The organism is Hymenobacter norwichensis DSM 15439 (assembly GCF_000420705.1).
GTDB lineage: Bacteria > Bacteroidota > Bacteroidia > Cytophagales > Hymenobacteraceae > Hymenobacter > Hymenobacter norwichensis.
Window position 1 is genome coordinate 757,245 of the sequence record NZ_ATVL01000007.1, and the last position, 18,800, is coordinate 776,044.

Sequence of the window (18,800 nt, forward strand, 5' to 3'; positions counted from 1 at the left end):
TATATTCAGACTCTAAATATAGCTGATGCATTGTGTTAGTAATTTGAAAATCAAATAGATATACCTTATATATAGAGACTTTTAAATTTATATAATGGCAATAGATAATCGTCTTGCAGGTGTATACTTGCAATTACTTCTGCCAACGTAAATCTTCATTAGGTTTAAGCGGTTGACGGCCTACTGCGACAGACAGACCACCTTCGAACGAGCCGCTTGAAAGAGTTTTAGCTAGCCGGTGCTGCCAACGGTGGATGGGGCAGCGGAGCGTCTTCGCCGTACTGCACGATGTTTTCAATCATGCCTTTGAAGATGACGAAGTGAAACGGTACCAGTGAGTACCAGTACAGCCGGCCCGCCAAACCTCGCGGGCGGAAAGCCGCCAGCTGTTCCAGCGTGTGCGAGCCGTCGTCGTTGGGCAGAATGCGGAATTGCAGCCAAGCTTCGCCAGGCAGCTTCATTTCGGCGTAGAGCAGCAGGCGGCAGCTTTTGCGGTCGGCTACCAGCACGCGCCAGAAATCCAGCGGGTCGCCGGCGCGCAGGCTGGTGGGGGAGCGGCGGCCCCGGCGCAACCCCACGCCACCCACTACTTTGTCGAGGAGGCCGCGCACCCGCCACAGCCAATCCACTTTGTACCAGCCCCGCTCGCCACCAATGCTCCACACGTTTTGCAGCACCTCCTGTGGGGGCCGGGTGAAGCGCAGGGTTTGGCGGTCGGTGAGCAGGCCGTGCTGTGGTATCTGAATGTGGTCCATGTAGTTGCGGGGCATCACGCCGCTGCTTAGCGCGTCGCTCCAGCTGCTCACTACCTCGTTCTGCTCGATGCGCTGAAATGCTAGCTCCACGGCGGCACGGTAGCTCATGCACTCGTGCGGCAACACTTGCCCAATGCTGCGGGCTGGGTCCGATACAGTGTCGTTGCGCAAGCTTTCCACCAAGCTTTGGGCCAGCGAAAAGGTGGTGCGCGTAACCAAAAACAGCCACCATGATGACAGCCGCGGCGTAAGCACGGGCACCGTCACGATATAGCGCCGGTAGCCACGCACCTCGGCCAGCCCTAGCAGCATTTCACGGTAGGTCAGCACGTCGGGCCCGCCAATGTCGAACGACTTGTTGAAGCAAGCTTCGTTGCCCAACACGTTTGTTAGGTAATGCATCACGTCACGGATACCAATGGGCTGGCAGCGGGAGTTCAGCCAGCGCGGCGTCACCATTACCGGCAGCTTTTCCACTAGGTCCCGGATAATCTCGAACGACGCCGACCCCGAGCCAATAATAATACTGGCCCGCAGCACGGTGAAGGCCGCTTTGCACTTACTTAATTCCTGCTCCACCCCCAACCGGGAACGAAGGTGGGTGCTCAGGTCGTGGTCGTTGGCAATGCCGGAGAGGTAGATAACCTGCCGGGCCGTGGTAGTATCCAAGTAATGCGCGAAGTGCCGCGCCGACTGCTGCTCGGAGTGGTAGAAGTTCTTGTTGCTACCGCTCATGGAATGCACCAGATAGTAGGCAGCTTCGATGTCGGTAGGCAGCTCACGCAGCGAGTCGGGTTTCAGCAGGTCGCCCTCGGCTACGGTTACGCGGCTGCGTAGGCGCTCCGGCAACTCAAACCGGCGCGGGTCGCGCACCAAACACACGACCTCGTGGCCGGCTTCTACCAGCAGCGGCAGCAGGCGCTGGCCGATATACCCATTAGCACCAGTGAGTAGGATTTTCATAGCGGACAGTTAGGAGGTAGATTCTCTTTAACCGAAGCGCCGCCGTTGAGTTGCGTGAAAAGCTGGTAATCCACTAAAAACCAAAAGCTCCCAACGACCATCGACGTCAGGAGCTTCCAGCTATTCGTGCGGCAAAGTTACTTCCGTGTTACTCCTCAGTGTACACCGCTGCGGCTTTTTCGCGCAGGTTGTACCCCGATGACATCACCTCGCCGTACGCGCCCGCTGACCGGATGGCTACCAAGTCGCCGCGCTGAGTGGTGGGGAGCTGCACGCCTTTGCGAAACGTGTCCGACGACTCGCAGATGGGGCCTACTACGTCGTAGAGCTGCTCGGGGCCGGTGCTGGTTAGGTTTTGGATATGGTGGTAGCTACCGTAGAGGGCCGGGCGCATCAGCTCGGTCATGCCTGCATCGAGAATGGCGAAATTGGTTTCCTGGCTTTGCTTGACGTAGAGCACCCGGCTGATGAGCGTCCCTGCCTGCGCCACCACGGCCCGGCCCAGCTCTACATGCACCTGCTGGCCTGGCCGCCGCACCAGGTGCTTTTCAAACATCGAGAAATAGCCCTCGAAATCGGGAATGGACTGCTCGTCGGGTTGCTCGTAGCTGATGCCTAAGCCGCCGCCCACGTTGAGGTGGGGGAGGTGGTGGCCCTGGTCGGTGAGGACAGTTTGCAACTCATTGAGTCGCTCACTGAGCTTGGCAAACACCGTCAGGTTGGTGATCTGAGAGCCGATATGCGCGTGCAAACCTACCAACTCTAGGTTGGGCCACGACGCGAATTGTGCTACCACAGCCGGCAGATCGGTCAGGCTGATGCCGAACTTGTTGGCGGCCAGTCCGGTGGTGATATGCGGGTGCGTATAGGCATCCACGTTGGGGTTCACGCGCAATGCCACTCGCGCCGTGCGGCCCTGCGCTCCGGCCAGAGCATCCAGCACCGCCAACTCCGCCGCCGATTCGGCATTGAAGCACCAAATATCGGCGGCCAGCGCCAAGTTGATTTCCGCATCCGACTTGCCCACGCCCGCAAACACAATGTGACCCGGCGCGAAACCAGCTTCCAACGCCCGTTGCACTTCGCCACCGCTCACGCAGTCGGCGCCCAGGCCCGCGTTGCGAATGCGCTCCAGAACGGGCAGGTTGGCGTTGGCCTTCAAGGCATAGTGTACCTGAAAATTGCGGGGCTTGGCGGCCTGCTGCAAGGCCGTGAGCGTGCGGTCGAGCAGGGTTAGGTCGTAGTGGTAAAAAGGAGTTGGCTGCGCGTGCAGCGCGGAAGAAAGCTGAAAGGACATGAGCAGTTAAAACGCACTCGTACAGAGGCTGTTTTCGGGTGGAGGAGCCAGTAACCGGCCTTGAAATTGGCTGGTGGTTGTACCTCCGGACCCGGAAAGAGCAGCGAATGGCTGGTAATCGGGAAGTTGAAGGAATAGGTTTGAAAACCCGGTTTTCAAACGCAAGCAAATCTACTACTAGAAAGCTAGTTCCTCTTCTTTAAAAGAAGAGTTGAGGGAAGTAGCTGGCCGCTGAAACAGCCCTGCATTCAGCGCCTGCAACGCCTGCACTTTATCGGCAGAATTCACCAGGATGCTGATGTTGTTGGGGGAGCCGCCGTAGGAAATCATACGCAACGGAATGTTTTGGAGCGCCTTAAACGCCCGATGCGCCGCGCCGTGGTTGGCCTGTCCCAGGTTGCCCACCAGGCAAATAATGGTTTGGTGGTTGTCTACTTCCACAGTACCGAAGCGGCGTAACTCCTCTAGAATCTGGGGCAAGCGGCTGGCGTCGTCAATAGTGAGCGAAACGGCTACTTCCGAGGTGGTAATCATGTCGATGGAAGTGCGGTACCGCTCGAATATCTCGAATAAGCTGCGCAGGAAGCCGTGTGCCAGCAGCATCCGGCTCGATTTTACATTGATGGCCGTAATACCGTCTTTAGCTGCTACGGCCTTGATGGCTTCCTCACCGGTTTTGCTGGAAATAAGGGTGCCAGGCGCTTCCGGCTGCATGGTGTTGAGTAGCCGCACCGGAATGCCGTGCTGGCGGGCCGGCAGCACTGAGCTAGGGTGCAGAATCTTCGCCCCGAAATACGCCAGCTCGGCAGCCTCGTCAAACGACAATTCGCGCAGCGGATACGTGTTGGGCACAATGCGCGGGTCGTTGTTGTGCAACCCGTCGATATCGGTCCAGATCTGAATTTCCTCGGCCGACAAAGCTGCTCCAATCAATGAAGCCGAGTAGTCGGAGCCGCCGCGCTTGAGGTTATCGATGTGGCCCTGCGTATTGCGGCAGATATAGCCCTGCGTGATAAATAGCTGCTGGTTGGCGTGCGGTGCCAGCGTGGCAGCTAGGTGCTCCCGAATGTAGGCGGCGTCGGGCTCATCGTCGTGGTCGAGGCGCATGAAGTCCAACGCAGGCAGTAGCACGGCTTCGCGGCCCAAAATACCCGTGACGTATTGGTGAAACAGGTAGGTGCTCAACAGCTCGCCTTGCGCCAGAATTACCCGCTCGCCGGAAGCGGAAAGCGGCTGGCGCGTAAGGTCGAACTGGGCCCGAAAAATGGTGTCCAGGTGCCTGATGGCTGCTGCCGCTACGGCAGGTTCAGGTAGTAGCTCGCGGGCTACCATATGGTAATCCTGGCGCATGATTTCGATGCGCGCCGTGGCGGCGGCTAGGTCGCCGGCGTAGAGCAGCTGCGCAATAGCCACCAGTGTATTGGTGGTGCCACTCATGGCCGATAACACCACTACCCGCCGCTGGCCAGGTATATCAACCAACTCGGCTACCTCACGCATTCGTTGCGCCGACCCCACTGACGTACCGCCAAACTTGAGAACTTTCATACTGAAAAAAGGGAATAGAGAAACAAAAAAAGCGCCGGCCCTATTAGGACCGGCGCGGAGAGTTCAGCAAACGAAGGTGCAGAGAACAGCTACGACGGTCAGGCCGGAATCCGTTTCTTGCATTTCTTCACCATCACGCACATGCTGGCTGCCTTGGAAACAGGCAGCGGTAGCGCATTGAAAACAGGTGAAGCAAACAGCATAGAGGCAAGCAAGCCACGCATAAGTGGTTCTGCGGCTGCAAGTAAAAACATAATTCTCATTTTGCCTGCATACCCCGCAGAAATCTTGTGCCAGCTCGGCGGCGGGCTTGCTTTGCCGCGCGTGGCTGTGTTGGCAGCTGAAGTGCAGTGTTTACTGCGCCGGCGCCGAGGGTATGGCAGCCGCCATAGTGGCCAGGCCCTTGGCGGCGTGGCTGAACTCCGACGGAATCAGGACGACGGTGGTGGTGCTGTTGTCGATGCCGATTTCGGAAATCATCTGCATCCGGCGTAGCTCCAGGGCCATCGGGCTGGCTTCCATCTGCTGGGCCCCTTGGGTGAGCTTGATGCTGGCTTCCAGTTCGGCTTCGGCCTTGATGATGCGGGCCCGTTTTTCGCGCACCGCTTCTGCCTCGCGCGCCATAGCCCGCTGCATGGATTCGGGAATTTCCACGTCCTTGATTTCCACCAGTTCAATCTTCACGCCCCAGGGCTCGGTAGCGGCATCCACGAGTTGCAGCAACGACGCGTTGATTTGCTGGCGGCCCCGCAGCACTTCATCCAGTTGGTGCTGCCCGATGATGTTGCGCAGTGCCGTCACGGCCAGTTGGTACACGGCTTGGTTGTAGTTGGCCACTTTGATGATGGCCGCCGCCGGGTCGAGTACCCGGAACCAGAGCACCGCATTTACCTTAATGGTTACACTGTCTTTGGTAATGGTTTCCTGCTGTTCCAGGTCTACGGTTTTGGTGCGCATGTCAATGGTGACGCGCCGCTCGATGAAGGGAATAATCCAGTACAGCCCCGGCCCGCGCGTGCCGGTGTACCGGCCCAACCGGAACACAATGGCCCGCTCGTACTCTTGGGAAATGCGCAGGCCAAGTAGCAGGAAAACAACGACTAGCAGTACAATAGAGAGCAATGACATAGGAAAAGAAGTGAAGGTGAAACGCTGGCGTCAATGAACTGGCGCTATCATCTTCCGCCACAAACCCGGTGCCGGCTTGGCTTAATCTTGCTCACCCAAGTTGTATTTGCTTTGTAGAAGCTGGTCTATTACTCTTAAAAGCGCTTTTATGAAGCTAATAAGTGGTTGAACACTCTTGGTAAAGCTTTGTAGCGCCCGTTGTTGCCCTACCATTTCGGTTAGGGTAGCTTACCGTTTTGGTAGGGTAGGAGCCCCGGCAGCGCGATGCCGAGACGTGAACTGAAGATCGGAGTAGCCAAGTGTTGCGTCTCTACAATGGTTATAATAGCACGAAAAACAGCAAAGGGAGCAAGCCAATACGGCTTACTCCCTTTGCTGTTTTTAGCTGAGGCTAGTTTCTGGCTCTGAATCCAGTTTAGTAGCCAGGGTTCTGCTCGGCAATGCGCTCCTCGTTGGTGAGCGGACGGCCGTTACGGAAGATACGCTCCAAGTGGCTCTGTGGAATTGGGCGCAGCTTGAACTTCGGCGCGTTGGCTACTGGGGCAGCATCGGCGTTAAACAAAGGCGCACGTAGCAACAGCGTCTCGGTGCGGGTCAGGTCCTCCCAGCGGTGCAACTCACCCAATAGTTCGCGGGTGCGTTCATTCAGGATGAAGTGAATGAAGCGCTGCTCGGTAGTGGTAACGGAAGCTGGGTATAGCTCCCGGGCGTCGTTGGTGGTGAAATTGGTCAGCGTAGCCGTCAGAGCGGGGTACGTCGTTGCCACGTCGCCGCGGGTACCGCCTTCAATGCGCCAGTTCACCGAGGGTTTCACCTCGCCGGCTTTGTAAGCCGCGCGCTGCCGTAGCGCATTGATGTATTCCAGGGCCTTGGTATAATTGCCTTTGCGGCCGTAGGCTTCTGCGCCAATCAGGTACGTTTCAGCGGAGCGGGCTAGGATGCCGTCTTTGGTGCCAGCTTCATCGGCGGCACTGGGGCGGTATGGGTCGGTGTACTTGATGAGCTGCGGAAACTTGTTGCGCAACGCCAGCGTGCCCGATGGGTCGTAGGCACCGGCTACCACGTTGCCGGCCGCGTTGCGCACAAAGCGGGCGAAAATCTTGTAGCGCGAGCGGTCAATCTGGGCTTGCGGCACTGGGTTGTTGCGCGTGTTCACAATAACGTAGAACGCCGTGTCGCCGAGGGCAAACTTAGGCTGGCCTACCTGCGCCGGAGTGGGGGCGTCGGCGGCGGTCCAGCGGGGGTAACTGGTGGCACTGGTGTTGTTGGCAATCCACGCCGTTTTCATCATCTTATAGAAGCGCGAATCGTTGCGCCGGTCGAAGATGTCCATGGCATAGTTGGTCGGCATCACGCGGCGGAAGGGCCGGTCGTTGAGCAGGTCCCGAATCATGCCCGGCTCGCCGTCGTACGACAACGTGAAGTAAGAGTGCACCCGGTTGCCGAAGCGGCCCGACAGCGCGGGCACGTTGACGAACTGCGACGAAAACAAGATTTCGCGGTTGGTTTGAGCCGCTACGCTGCTGGCGTAGGTTGGGAGAAAGTTATAGGCGAAAGGAGTAGTCGGCGAATTTGCAACGTCGAACAAGTCCGCATAGTTGGTAGCCAGTGGGTTGCGACCCGAGGTAATCACCTGGTCGGCATAGTAGGCCGCGCTGTCCATATCGGTGGGCTTCTGGCCGCGCACGTCGGTAACGGCGCTGCCGCGGGTCAGGTATACCTTCGCCAAGTAGTGCATGGCTGCATTCTTGGTAGCCCGGCCGAACTCGGTGGTGGTTGGAGCCAGGTTATCCGAAGCAAACCGCAGGTCCTTGATGATGGCACTGTACACGTTCGGCACCGATTCGCGGGTGAACTCCAACTGCACGCCTTCGGTGGGTTGCAGCAACAGCGGAATAGCGCCGTACTGCTGGACCAGCTGAAAGTAATAGTAGGCCCGCAGGAAGCGAAGTTCAGCCAGACGCTGGGTTTTCTGCGCGTCGGTGCGGAGCGTGGTAGTGCCCTGTATGCCGGGAATCCGAGAGATGCCAATGTTGCAGCGGTTGATGCCGTCGTAGTTGGCCGTCCAAACCTCGCCCACAAACAAATCCGACGAGTTCAGGCGGTTGTCGTAGCGGTTCCACCACTCGTAGTTGATTTGGTCAGCGCTGGTCATCTCATCTACGCCAAAGTTGAACATGGCATAAGAGTGCTCATTGGCGAATTTGTAACGGGTTTGCTCGTAGCTGGCTTTCACCAGGTCTTCCAGGCCCTGCTCAGTGTTGAAGTAGTCGTTGGTGAGCGTGGAAACCAGCTCTTCTTCCAGGAAATCTTTGCAGGAGCCCAGCCCCAATCCCATCAGGACGGTAAGGGTGGCAATGCGTATGGTACGGTTGAATTTCATGATAAGTATTGTTGATTGATGGGAGTTGAGTGTTGAATCGTCGATTATTGATTGGTAGGATAGTGGGTGGTTGTTCGAGCCTTTGTAGCACTCATAAGTAACAACCACCCACTATGCTACCAATCAACAAGCAGTGTTCAGCAGTCAACTCAGAATCCCACGCGCAAGCCAAACACTAGGCTCTTGGTACCCAGGTTGCGGGCCTGGGCCCGCTCGCCGGACGTGGTGCCTACATCAGTAGCTTCAGGGTCGAGGCCTTTGTAGTTGGTGAACAGGAAAGGATTCACCGCGTTGGCATACACGCTCAGGTTGCTCATTTTCACCTTCGAGCTGATGGCCTGCGGCACGGTGTAGGTGAGCGAGATATTGCGCACCCGCACGAAGCTGCCGTTCACGAAAGCGTAGCTCTCGTAGCCAACGGGAGTTTCATTCTTATAAATAGGCCGCGGGAAGTCGTTGGTGGGGTTACTCGGAGTCCAGTAGTTTCCTTGCTGGCTCTGGAACACCCCGCCCAAACTGGTGGTATAGCCGGTGGCCACCTTCTGTCCGATGCGGGCGTACACCAAGAAGCTCAGCTCAAAGCCCTTGTAGTTGAACGTGTTGTTGACGCTGCCCGTCCACTTTGGCCGGTTTGAGCCCAACACCACGAAGTCGTTGGCATTGATGACATTGTCGCCGTTCTGGTCCACCACCTTGATGTCGCCGGGCACCCGGCCGTACACGCGGGCCGCGTCTTCCTCACCCAACTGCCAGATGCCGGCATTCTGATAGCTATAGTACACGCCCAGCGGCTGCCCGATAAACCAGCGGTTACCGATGTCGTCTTGCGCGCCGGAAGCCAGCTTCACAAACTCCTCCTTGTTGCGGGTGTAGATGAAGTCGGTGCTCCAGCGGAAACCACCATCCGACTCCACGTTCACCGTGGTCAAGCTGGTTTCCAAGCCGCTGTTGCGGGTTTCGCCAATGTTTTGCAGAATGCTTGCTACCCCGCCTACTGTGGGCAGGCCGCGTGGCAGCAGCAGGTCCGAGGTGTTGGCGCGGTACACTTCCACCGAGCCGCTTACCCGGTTCTTAAACAACCCGAAGTCTAAACCTAAGTTGATGGTTGAAGTCCGTTCCCATTGCAAATCCGGGTTGGGAATGCCACCAAGGGTATTGGGCAACGTACCCGGCGTAGGCGAGTAGCCGTAGGCTGGTACTTCGTTGAAGGCGTAGGAGGAACGCTGTAGAGTACCGCCCGTAGTGTAGGGGTCAACCGAGGCCTGGCCCACGGTGCCGTAGCCGCCGCGCAGCTTCAGCTCATTGATGGCCGTTACGTTCTGCAGGAAGTTTTCCTGCTGAATTTTCCAGGCTACAGCTACCGAGGGGAAGAAGCTCCACTTGTTGCCTGGTGCCAGCACCGAAGCGCCGTCGGCGCGGCCCGTAGCCGTCAGCACGTAGCGGTCCATGAAACTGTAGTTCACGCGTCCCATCCACGACTGCAACGTGCGTTTGGAGAAACCGGAGCTAAAGCCGTTGGCGGCCGCCTGATACGTAGAACTGATGTTGTACCACTTCTGGCTGTCGTAGGGCAGGTTTACGGCACTCACAAAGGAACCTTCGCTCCGGTCAGCCTGCACGCTTTGTAAAGCTGTGATGCCCAGGCTGTGCTTTTCGTTGATCTGCTTGTCGTAGAACAGCAGGTTTTCCACTACGTAGGTGAAGTTCTGGCCCTGGTCGTAGGAAGCAAACGAGGTGGAGTTTGGCCCGCCGGCATCCCGGGCAATAGCCCTAGCCGACTGGAATATACCTGTCCGGTTGTTGCGGAAGTCGGGGCCTACGTTCAGGCGATAGCGCAATCCTTCAATCGGGAGTTTCACCTCACCGTAGAAGCTGCCGAAGAAGCGGGTCACGCGCCGCTCGTTGAAGGCGTTATCGACTTCGCGCAACGGGTTGTAAATAGTAGCTATGAAAGCCGGGCTGACGATAAACGAGCCGTCGGGCGCGTAAGGCGTGGCATACGGAATCTGGCCCACGGCGCGGCCGTAAATGTCAGGGCCGTAGTTCTGAATGGCTAGGCTAGCGTTGGTGGAAGCCCCCAGCGTCACGATGTTGTTGACCTTATAGTCGAGGGTAACGCGGGCGTTGTAGCGCGTGAAATCCTGGCCTTGCTGAATGCCCTCCTGGTTGAGGTAGCCCACCGACAGCGAAGCGCGCATCTTATCGGTGCCGCCACTGGCGCTGATTTGGTGGTTTTGGGTGAGGGCCGTGCGCAGAGCCAGCTTCTGCCAGTCGGTGGTGCGCACCTTGCTGGCATCGTAAATCGGAATCTGCGTAACGTTGGCGCCGTAGCGGGCGCGCTCCTCTTCGGTGGTAGGGCGGGTGGCTACTACGCGGTTAGCGCGGTCAGTCCACTCGTAGCCATCGGCAATGCCTTCCCAGGCGTTGAGGTCCGCGGCCCCGAACAAGGCGAAGTCTCGTGCTGGGTCGGCGTAGAGGGTGGGGTAGGCGTTGGTGTTGCGGTTGGCTTCGCGCTGCAGTTCCAAGAACTCGCCACCATTAAACAGGTCGAGCGTGCGCGAGGCCTTATCAATGCTGAAGTAGTTGTTGTAGTTGAGCGTGAACTTGCCTTCCTGCCCACGCTTGGTGGTTACTAGCACTACGCCGTTGGCCCCGCGGGAGCCATAAATAGCCGTGGCCGATGCATCTTTCAGCACTTCCACCGACTGAATATCCTGGGGGTTGAAGTCGTTGAGGCCGGTGCCTTGGGCCAGCGGAATGCCATCCACCACGTACAGCGGCTCGTTGGACGCCCGGATGGAGCGGTTACCCCGGATGCGGATGGCGGGCGTTTCGCCGGGGCGGAAGTTGCCGCCGGCCACGTCAACCCCAGCGGCCCGGCCTTGCAGGGCCTGCGTGAGGTTTTGGGTGGTTACCTGCTGAATCTGTTCTTCTGATACCGACGACAAAGCGCCAGTTACATCACTCTTTTTCTGGGAGCCGTAGCCCACTACCACCACTTCGCCCAAGGCTTTGGTGTCTTGGCCCAGCACGATAGACAGCTCTGAGCGGCCATCAATCGGCACCTCTTGCGTGGCGTACCCGATAAACGAGAAAATCAGCGTGCCTTGGCGGTTTGGTACGTTGATGGAGTAGCTGCCATCGGCGCCGGTAGCAGTGCCCGTCGTGCTGCCTTTGAGTACCACCGTTACGCCGGGCAGGGGCGCCTTGGAATCGTCGGCGGTGATTTTGCCGGTTATGACCTGGCCCACTGCAGCCGGTGCTACCAACAGCATGGCCGCAGCTGGGAGGTGCCGGGACAAATGATAAATTTTTCGCATAGGATGTGTGGGATTTAAAGGAATTCTGCTGAAAGTTTTCAGTAAAATCATACTACCCCATCCCGCACTCTCCTGCACGCAAAGGTTTTCGAGGGCTATCAGAAAGTTGCTACACAGGAGCTTCCATGCGTTAAAAGCCCAACCAGCCTGCTAGTTATCCTGCGCCAGCACGGAACTCGCCACACGAAAAAAAACCACTCCTTGCTACCAAGAAGTGGTTTTTCTGATACGGCTTAGCTTTTTAGAATGGAGCCTTAGCCAATGGCTGAGCCGCAGTAAGCTCTACATAGCATTCCTAGCGAAGTAGTTGCCAGTTGCCACCCCCAAAACCAGTAATCTAACAGAAGAGTATCGGCCGGAAAGGCAACTGTACTGTAGTGTACCGGTCTTGTTTTGAAGCGTTACCGCACCGGCTTGGGCAGTGCTGGCAAGCTTTCGTGCCCCTCGGCATCCACGGAAACTACCCCAAAAATGAAGTTGTCCTTGCTGTGGGGCAGGTCGGCTTTGGTGTCGGCTACGAAGAATTTCTGCTGCCACTCTGGGGCGCTGGTTTCGCGCATCAGTACGTAGTAGCCCGTGGGTTTTTCGCCGGCTTTAGGGGCTTCCCATTGCAGCTCGGTGCGGTTGGTGAGCTTGGCAGTGAGCACTCCTACATTCTCGGGAGCGGCGGGGGCTAAGGCTAGGTTCGCCAGCGTGGCTAGGTTTACGCCGGTGTTTTTGCGCAGGTAGGCGAAGTCCATAAACTTGGCGTAGTCGCCATATTCCTCGCCGTTTTCGGTGCGCAAATCCTGGTGTTGGTGGCGGAAGTCCTCGTTCATTTCAGAGAAACGCACCGCCGCAAAGCCCTGCTGATTGAAGGGCGTATGGTCGCCGCCGCGCAGGAACCGGTCGGGGCGGTACTCCAGCACTACTTCGTGGCCAGCTACGTGGCTTTTGGTAACCATGCGGGCGTAACGGGCCAGCTGCCGGCTCGGCGAGTCGTTTTCCGAGGATAGGGTACGCCGTACTTTGGCTTCCTCGGGCGTTTCGGTGGCGGGCACGCCTTCACTGAACACGCGCAGCTGGGTGGTGTTCTTGAGCTCGGGGTCGTGGCCAGTGGAGTTGCCCATGATGTCGTTGTTGAGCATGGCCACTAGGTTCCAGTTCTCCGCTTTGGCCCGCTTGGCGAGGTGCGTGGAGCCATACAGGCCCTGCTCTTCGCCCTGCACCGCCACAAAAATGATGGTAGCCGGAAACTGCTGCTTGCTCATTACCCGCGCCAGCTCCATCACTGCCACCGTGCCCGAGCCGTCGTCGTTGGCGCCCGGCGCGTCAGCGGTGGCATTCATCACATCCGAAACGCGCGAGTCGATGTGGCCACTCACAAGGAAGATGCGCTTGTCGGTAGGGTCGGTGCCGGGCAATGTGGCCATGACGTTGGCCATGAGCACCGGCCGGTTGATGCGGCGACCATCGGGCTTGATGGTGAAGGTGTCCTGCTCGACTTTCAGCCGGCCGCCGCTGGCTTTGCTGTACTTGCGAAACTCGTCTTCCACCCAGTTGCGCGACGCCCCAATACCGCGCTTCTTGCTTTTCGTGTCGGATAAAGTGTGGCGCGTGCCGAAGCTCACAAGCTTGTCCACGTCGTCGCGTAGGTTTTTCTCCGACAGGTCCTCCACCATTTTCGTGATGATGGGGTCGGGCGTAGTGGTGGGTTTGGTTTGGGCAAAAGTGGAGACGGCAAAACCCAGGGCCAGCAAGAACAGAGTAGAACGAAGCATTCAGCGAATGAATTAAGAGAAGCTAAGGGCAGAGACCCACGAAGACAGGCAAACGTTGCGGCTGCACTGCAATGTAAAGCCAATGAGAATTTCTAGCACTTTTAATAAAGCACTTCCCCTGTTTTTGCCATAATTTCAATAATGCTACGCTTAGCGCTATTGCAGAAACGCGACACTTCAAGTTTCGGTGTTGAACTACCAGAACTGCGCTAGTCGAATACTATTAGCAACGCTAAGGCGTGAAGTGCTCTGGTTATAGCAGCGTCACAAGCACGCTGGCTGCGTTGCCGCCAAAGCCAGCCGCATTTATCAGAATACGCCGAATGGGACGGGAGGTGGCTTTTGCCAAATCCGTAACAAAAGGGGCAGCAGGCCACTGCTGGGTTTCGAGTACGTGCAGGGCAAAATCCAGGCTGAGTGCTGCCGAGGCCCCGAGAGTATGGCCCAGCAGCCACTTGTTGGATAGAAACGCTGGTAATTCCTCCCCGAAAACCGCCCGTAGTGCTGCCCGCTCGGAGGCGTCGCCGGCCGGGGTGCCGGGACTGTGCAATACTACCGCATCCACATTGGCTGGTTGGCAACCGGCTTGGTGCAGTGCCTGGCGAATAGCCTGCTGAAAATGCTGCCCGTCGGGTGAAAGGCCGGTTTTGCTGGCAATGGCTTCAAAGCCGAAGCCCACACCTTCCAGCACGAATACAGGCTCGTCTGTGCGTTGCCCAGTTGCTAGAGAGGCAGCCGTAACTTTCTCCAACGCAAATAGGGCCGCGCCCTCACCGAGCACAAACGTAGAAGGCCGGCCAGCACCGGGTCGGCAAGGCCAGTCGGCCGCGGGAAAGGTGGAATAAATGCCCAGCGCATGCATCTGGGCCAAGGTGAAATCGGTGAGCGGGGCCTCGGTGCCGCCAGCCAGAAAGCGGGTGGCCATACCGGCCCGGAGCCACGCCATGGCGTTGCCCAGGGCCTGAAACGCGCTGCTACACGTGCTAGAATGGCTGAGGGCCGCGCCGCCGTGGCTGCCCGCATCAAATGCCACCCAGCTTGCCACATTGCCCAGGGTGGTAAGGGGCGAAGAGGCAGCAGCCACCGCCCCATCAGCCAGAAAATCGGCGTGAAACTGCTCCAGTCGGCCCGTAGCTCCGCGGCTGGATCCTATGCTGACGGTTATTGGTTGTTGGTTTTCGGTTGCTGGTTTTTCGATGTTGGGAGTGAGGGGTGTGTGCGGAAGAGTGGCCTCCGGGTTCCAGCCCGCTTCGGCGGTGGCTTGTCGGGCTGCCAGCAGCGCCAGCAATACCGTGCGGTCGAGTTGGCGGTAGGCGGGGTAGCGGCGTTGTAAAGCTGCTACGGCCGCTTCGGCGGTAGCGGGCAGCCGGGCCACCGGGAGGTTATGGGAGCCGACTGCTTGGGTTTGGAAAGGCGCGTAGCTGACAGGAGCGTAAGTGGCTGCATCGGTACCCAAGGCACTCACCCGGCCCCGACCCCGAATCACAATCAAATCGGGCGAATCAGACATGAGAAGACGTAGCGGTGAGGGAAAGCACTAGCTGGCGCATCTGGCGCAGCACGTTGTAGAGCAGGTCAAGCTCCGCGTTGGTGGTGCAGTAGGGCGGTAGCAGATACACCACGTTGCCGAGCGGGCGCAGCACCACTTGGTTGTCGAGGGCCAGCTGGTACAGCGCGTCGCGGAGGCCACTGAAGTAGCTGGTGCCTTCGCCGGGGTCATATTCCACAGCTAGCATAGTGCCTAATTGCCGCACCTGCCGGACACCTGGCTGGCTTTCTATTTCCTGCCGGAATGCGGCGTGGGCGGCGGCAATGCGGGTGCGCTGCATAGTGCATTCGTCGGCGCGGGTAAGTTCCAGGCTGGCCAGGGCGGCGGCGCAGGCAATGGGATTGGCAGTATAGGAGTGCCCGTGAAACAGAGTTTTCAGCCGGTCTTCGCTCAGAAACGCCTCGTAAATAGTGGTTGTGCAGGTGGTCAGACCCATGGCCATCGTGCCGCCGGTCAGGCCCTTTGAGAAGCACATCATGTCGGGCAACTCGGCAAGCAGTTCGCTGGCAAATAGCGGACCGGTGCGCCCGAAACCAGTCATTACCTCATCGGCAATGCATAGCACGCCGTGCTGGTGGCAGCGGCGCATCAGCTCACTCAGTATTTCAGGCGAATACGTAATCATGCCCGCCGTGCCCAGCAGCAGCGGCTCGAAAATAAAGCCGGCCACGTCGGGGCGGGCTACTACCGCATCAAGCTGCGCCAATACCTCCGCCTCCCGGCCCGGCACCGGCACATCAATAAACTCCACGTCAAATAAATACGGTCCAAACGGCGCCGTAAACGCCCCGCGCCCACTCACCGACATAGCCCCGAACGTGTCACCGTGGTAGGAGTCGCGGAAGCAGAGGAAGGTGCGGCGTTCCGGCTGGCCCTGGTTGTGAAAGTACTGCATCACCATCTTCAGGGCCACCTCTACTGCCGTCGAGCCGTTGTCGGAGTAGAAGACGCGGGCCTGGTTGCTGGGCAAGATTTCCAGCAACTGTTCGGCCAGTTCTACGGCCGTAGGGTGCGTGAAACCGGCAAACAGTACGTGTTCCAACGTGTACAATTGCTCGCTCACGCGGGCCGCAATGTGCGGGTGAGCGTGCCCGTGCAAATTCACCCACCACGACGCAATACCGTCGAGGTACCGGGTGCCATCCTCGGCAATCAGCCAACTGCCTTCCCCGCGCACAATGGGGATGGGCAGCGGCGCAGTCTGCATCTGGGTGTAAGGGTGCCACAGCACGGCGTGGTCGCGCTGGGCAAGGGAATTGGTGGACGGGGAAAGCGAGGTTGATTTCACTGATTTCGACAAGGAGGAAGAAGGGCAATACGCCCCAGCAGCGGCCGCAAAGCTAAACCAGGATGCAACAAGGTCGCCGCCGGAAGGTTGGCCGCGGTGCGTCGCCCTGTCTTAAAGCCAAGCTGTGTGCCGCCGTTACTCCTTGATAAATCGTTGCGAAACAAGGCCACTAGGCGCTTGAAAACGAATAAAATAGGTGCCGGTCGGTAGCTCAGCAACCGTAATCAGCTGGTCGGAGGCCAGTATGCCCTTGCGTAGCAGTAGCCCTTGGCTGTCCAGCACCTCGTAGGGTAGCGGCTGAGCAGCGCCATTCACAGTTAGCTGTTCCCGTGCGGGGTTGGGATAGAGCTGCAAGGCTAGCTCGGGAGCACTGTGTAGCACCAGGGTTGGGTTGCCATCGAGGGTATAAATGGGCCGGTACTTAGTGGTTTCATCCGCAGCGTATTCCACCACCCGAAGGTGATACTTGTGGCCTGGCGCTGGTCGGGGTATGCGCACGGAGTCGTCGGCTTCGTTGGCTACTACGTAGGTGCCCCGGCCCAGCGCAGGCCCACGGCCGAAAGCAGCGGTTTGGTAGTGGGTGCCATCCAGCGGAAAGGCATCTACGGGGGCATCGGCCTGCATGAGTACCAAGCGGCGGGTGCCGGTGCCGCGGGTCCAGTGCAGCACCACGCCCAAGGAGTCTTCGGTGGCACTGAGGGCCGTGGCGTTTTCGGCGGGCGCCAACAGATTATGCGTCGGCCAGGCCGCAGCAGTGGGCATAGCTCGCCAGCCCAATTGGTCTAGCTCTTGCCAAAATGCTTCGGTATTGGGGCAGCTATTGAGCAGAATGGCCCAGGTGTAGGTGCCTGCCGTGCGAACCAAGTAGGTGGCCGTGCCATCCAGCAAACCACTGTGCCAACGGTTGCCTGCTTGGTTTACCTGCCAGCCTTTGGCGTAGCCGGGGGCCACGTTCGAGGGCGCTACCATTGCTGCCAGCGTAGCGGGGGCCAATAGGCCGGGGTGGGTGGCGTTGCCTTCCGCCGCGAGTTGCAGCCGTACCAGGTCACGGGCCGAGCACACCCAGCCGCCGTGGGCACTCATGGCTTCCAGGTGGAAGCCGCCGTAAGCCGCCGGTACCTGCCGCCCCGATCCATTGCAGGCCGGCATTTGGTAGCTGCTCTGGTATTCCACTTCGCGCTCCAAGCGCCCGGCGGGCAGGTCGTGGCCCAAATGGGCTTCGAGGGCGCCGGCTGGCACGAACAGGTTGGCACGTACCCACGCTTCGTAGCTTTGCCCCGTTACTTTTTCCACGATTTTGCCCAGCGCCAAGTAGCCCATGTTGGAGTATGCAAAGCGGCTGCCGGGTGCGTAATTCAGGTTTTTGGTGAGCAGAAACCGAAGTAGCGTGGAGTCGGCTACGGGGGTGGGCGCACCTTGGGTTTGAGCCGCGTAAACGGGAAAATCTATTGGGTCGCAGCTGTTGTAGCCGTCGCACCCAATTTGCCGGTCCCAGCCGGCAGTATGCTCCAGCAGTTGCTGCACCGTAATGTCGTGGATACGCTTATCGGTGATGGCCCCGGTATAGTATGGACTCCGCAGATACCCTGTCGGCCCGAAAGCTTTGCCGACCAAGTCGAGACGGCCCTGCTCCACCAGCTTCAGCACCGCTAGGGCCGTAATAGGCTTCGAGAGGCTGGCCACCCTTAGTAGGTGGTAGGGTTGTAGTGGCACGGTGCGAGCCACATCGGCGTACCCAAAGGCGCGGGCGTACACCAGCCGGCCCTGCGTCCCGAAGGCCACGGAAGCACCCAAGATATTCCAGCGCTGCATGAAGCGCTGCGTGGCTACCTCAAATGAGGTGAATTCGGGAACTGGAACGCCTTGCTGCGCTATAGCTTGTAAGGATAGGAGCAGGTATAGGAAAGTATAAAATCTCTTCAAACAAATAGCCGATAAAAACGCCGTTAATAGCCTGAATTGAAGCTGATTTCAATTCGGATTGCTAGCGCAATTTTATTAGCTTATTTGAAGTTTCTAGTTCAATATAAGTTCAATAAATATGAATTTTAACTGTTGCTTGGATGCTGGATTCAGTATAGGGCCTGTCAGTAAAGTGTAGCTGGGTTAAGTACAAACAGAGCAAGCTATGCACGGGCTGCCTGAACTAGTTTCTACAACCCGAACCACGACCGAAACTCGGCCGCATAGCGGCTCACCATAGCCGGTGTGACTTCCGTTTCGGGCAAGATGCGAGGCATAAGCGGCACGCCGGTGTGTTCGGCAATGAAGTCCTCAGTGGCGGGCGTGGGCTCCCCGTTGAACACCAAGCCGCGCACCCGCAGCCCGCGCGCCTGCAAAGCTTCCAGCGTAAGCAAGGTGTGATTGATACTGCCAAGGTAGTTGCGTGACACCACTATTACATCAAGCGCGAATTGCTGGGCAAGGTCGGCCAGCAGGAAGCCAGGTGCCAGCGGCACCAGCAGCCCGCCCGCGCCCTCCACCAGCAGGTGGTTGGTGGTTTCAGGTAGTTGAAAATCGGCAGGTTGCAGGGTGATACCCTCCACGGCAGCGGCGGCGTGGGGCGAGGCTGGCAATTGCAGTCGGTGCCGCTCGGGCCAGAATCGGCTTACCGGGTTCTGCACGAGGCTGCGTACCGTGGCCGCGTCGGTGGTAGGCTCTAGGCCCGCCTGCACGGGTTTCCAATAATCGGCTTGTAAGGCTTCGGTGAGGATGGCCGAAACCAGCGTTTTGCCAACGTCGGTGCCAATGCCGGTAATGAAAAGTCGTTCCAAGGGAGTAGTTTCTTAAGTGTAGAAGCAGTGTTGAG

The 18,800-nt window shown here is 58.4% G+C and carries 11 protein-coding genes; all 11 read right to left on the bottom strand.

The window, feature by feature from the left end; genetic code table 11:
- Nucleotides 1-227 precede the first annotated feature (227 nt).
- The 11 genes from G536_RS0109400 to bioD all read right to left on the bottom strand — a co-directional run bounded on the left by G536_RS0109400 (nt 228) and on the right by bioD (nt 18,765).
- Nucleotides 228-1,718 carry an SDR family oxidoreductase gene (locus G536_RS0109400; RefSeq protein WP_022823339.1) on the bottom strand — a complete coding sequence of 497 codons (1,491 nt, stop codon included), beginning with the start codon at nt 1,716-1,718 and terminating at the stop codon, nt 228-230.
- Nucleotides 1,719-1,866: 148 nt separating this feature from the next.
- Nucleotides 1,867-3,015, bottom strand: a complete 1,149-nt coding sequence (gene lysA, locus G536_RS0109405; RefSeq protein ID WP_022823340.1) for a diaminopimelate decarboxylase — start codon at nt 3,013-3,015, stop codon at nt 1,867-1,869.
- A gap of 177 nt (nt 3,016-3,192) precedes the next feature.
- The gene (locus G536_RS27145) at nt 3,193-4,563 is read right to left on the bottom strand and encodes an aspartate kinase (RefSeq protein WP_022823341.1); all 1,371 of its coding nucleotides are present in this window, start codon (nt 4,561-4,563) and stop codon (nt 3,193-3,195) included.
- Nucleotides 4,564-4,917: 354 nt separating this feature from the next.
- A complete protein-coding gene (locus tag G536_RS0109420) occupies nt 4,918-5,691 on the bottom strand; it encodes a slipin family protein (RefSeq protein ID WP_022823343.1) in 774 nt (257 codons plus the stop codon).
- 415 nt (nt 5,692-6,106) lie between these two features.
- Nucleotides 6,107-8,074, bottom strand: a complete 1,968-nt coding sequence (locus G536_RS0109425; protein ID WP_022823344.1) for a RagB/SusD family nutrient uptake outer membrane protein — start codon at nt 8,072-8,074, stop codon at nt 6,107-6,109.
- A gap of 149 nt (nt 8,075-8,223) precedes the next feature.
- A complete protein-coding gene (locus tag G536_RS27150; protein WP_169515075.1) occupies nt 8,224-11,376 on the bottom strand; it encodes a SusC/RagA family TonB-linked outer membrane protein in 3,153 nt (1,050 codons plus the stop codon).
- Between the two features lie 419 nt (nt 11,377-11,795).
- Nucleotides 11,796-13,154, bottom strand: coding sequence for a M20/M25/M40 family metallo-hydrolase (locus tag G536_RS0109435; protein ID WP_022823346.1), 1,359 nt, complete (start codon nt 13,152-13,154; stop codon nt 11,796-11,798).
- A gap of 253 nt (nt 13,155-13,407) precedes the next feature.
- On the bottom strand, nt 13,408-14,664 hold the full coding sequence (locus tag G536_RS27155; protein ID WP_022823347.1) for a beta-ketoacyl synthase N-terminal-like domain-containing protein: 1,257 nt from the start codon (nt 14,662-14,664) through the stop codon (nt 13,408-13,410).
- Nucleotides 14,657-15,991 carry an adenosylmethionine--8-amino-7-oxononanoate transaminase gene (gene bioA / locus G536_RS0109445; RefSeq protein WP_026880006.1) on the bottom strand — a complete coding sequence of 445 codons (1,335 nt, stop codon included), beginning with the start codon at nt 15,989-15,991 and terminating at the stop codon, nt 14,657-14,659. The genes G536_RS27155 and bioA overlap by 8 nt, the downstream gene beginning before the upstream one ends.
- Before the next feature lie 135 nt (nt 15,992-16,126).
- Nucleotides 16,127-17,914, bottom strand: coding sequence for a serine hydrolase domain-containing protein (locus G536_RS30510; protein ID WP_022823349.1), 1,788 nt, complete (start codon nt 17,912-17,914; stop codon nt 16,127-16,129).
- A gap of 230 nt (nt 17,915-18,144) precedes the next feature.
- A complete protein-coding gene (gene bioD, locus G536_RS0109455; RefSeq protein ID WP_022823350.1) occupies nt 18,145-18,765 on the bottom strand; it encodes a dethiobiotin synthase in 621 nt (206 codons plus the stop codon).
- Nucleotides 18,766-18,800 lie beyond the last annotated feature (35 nt).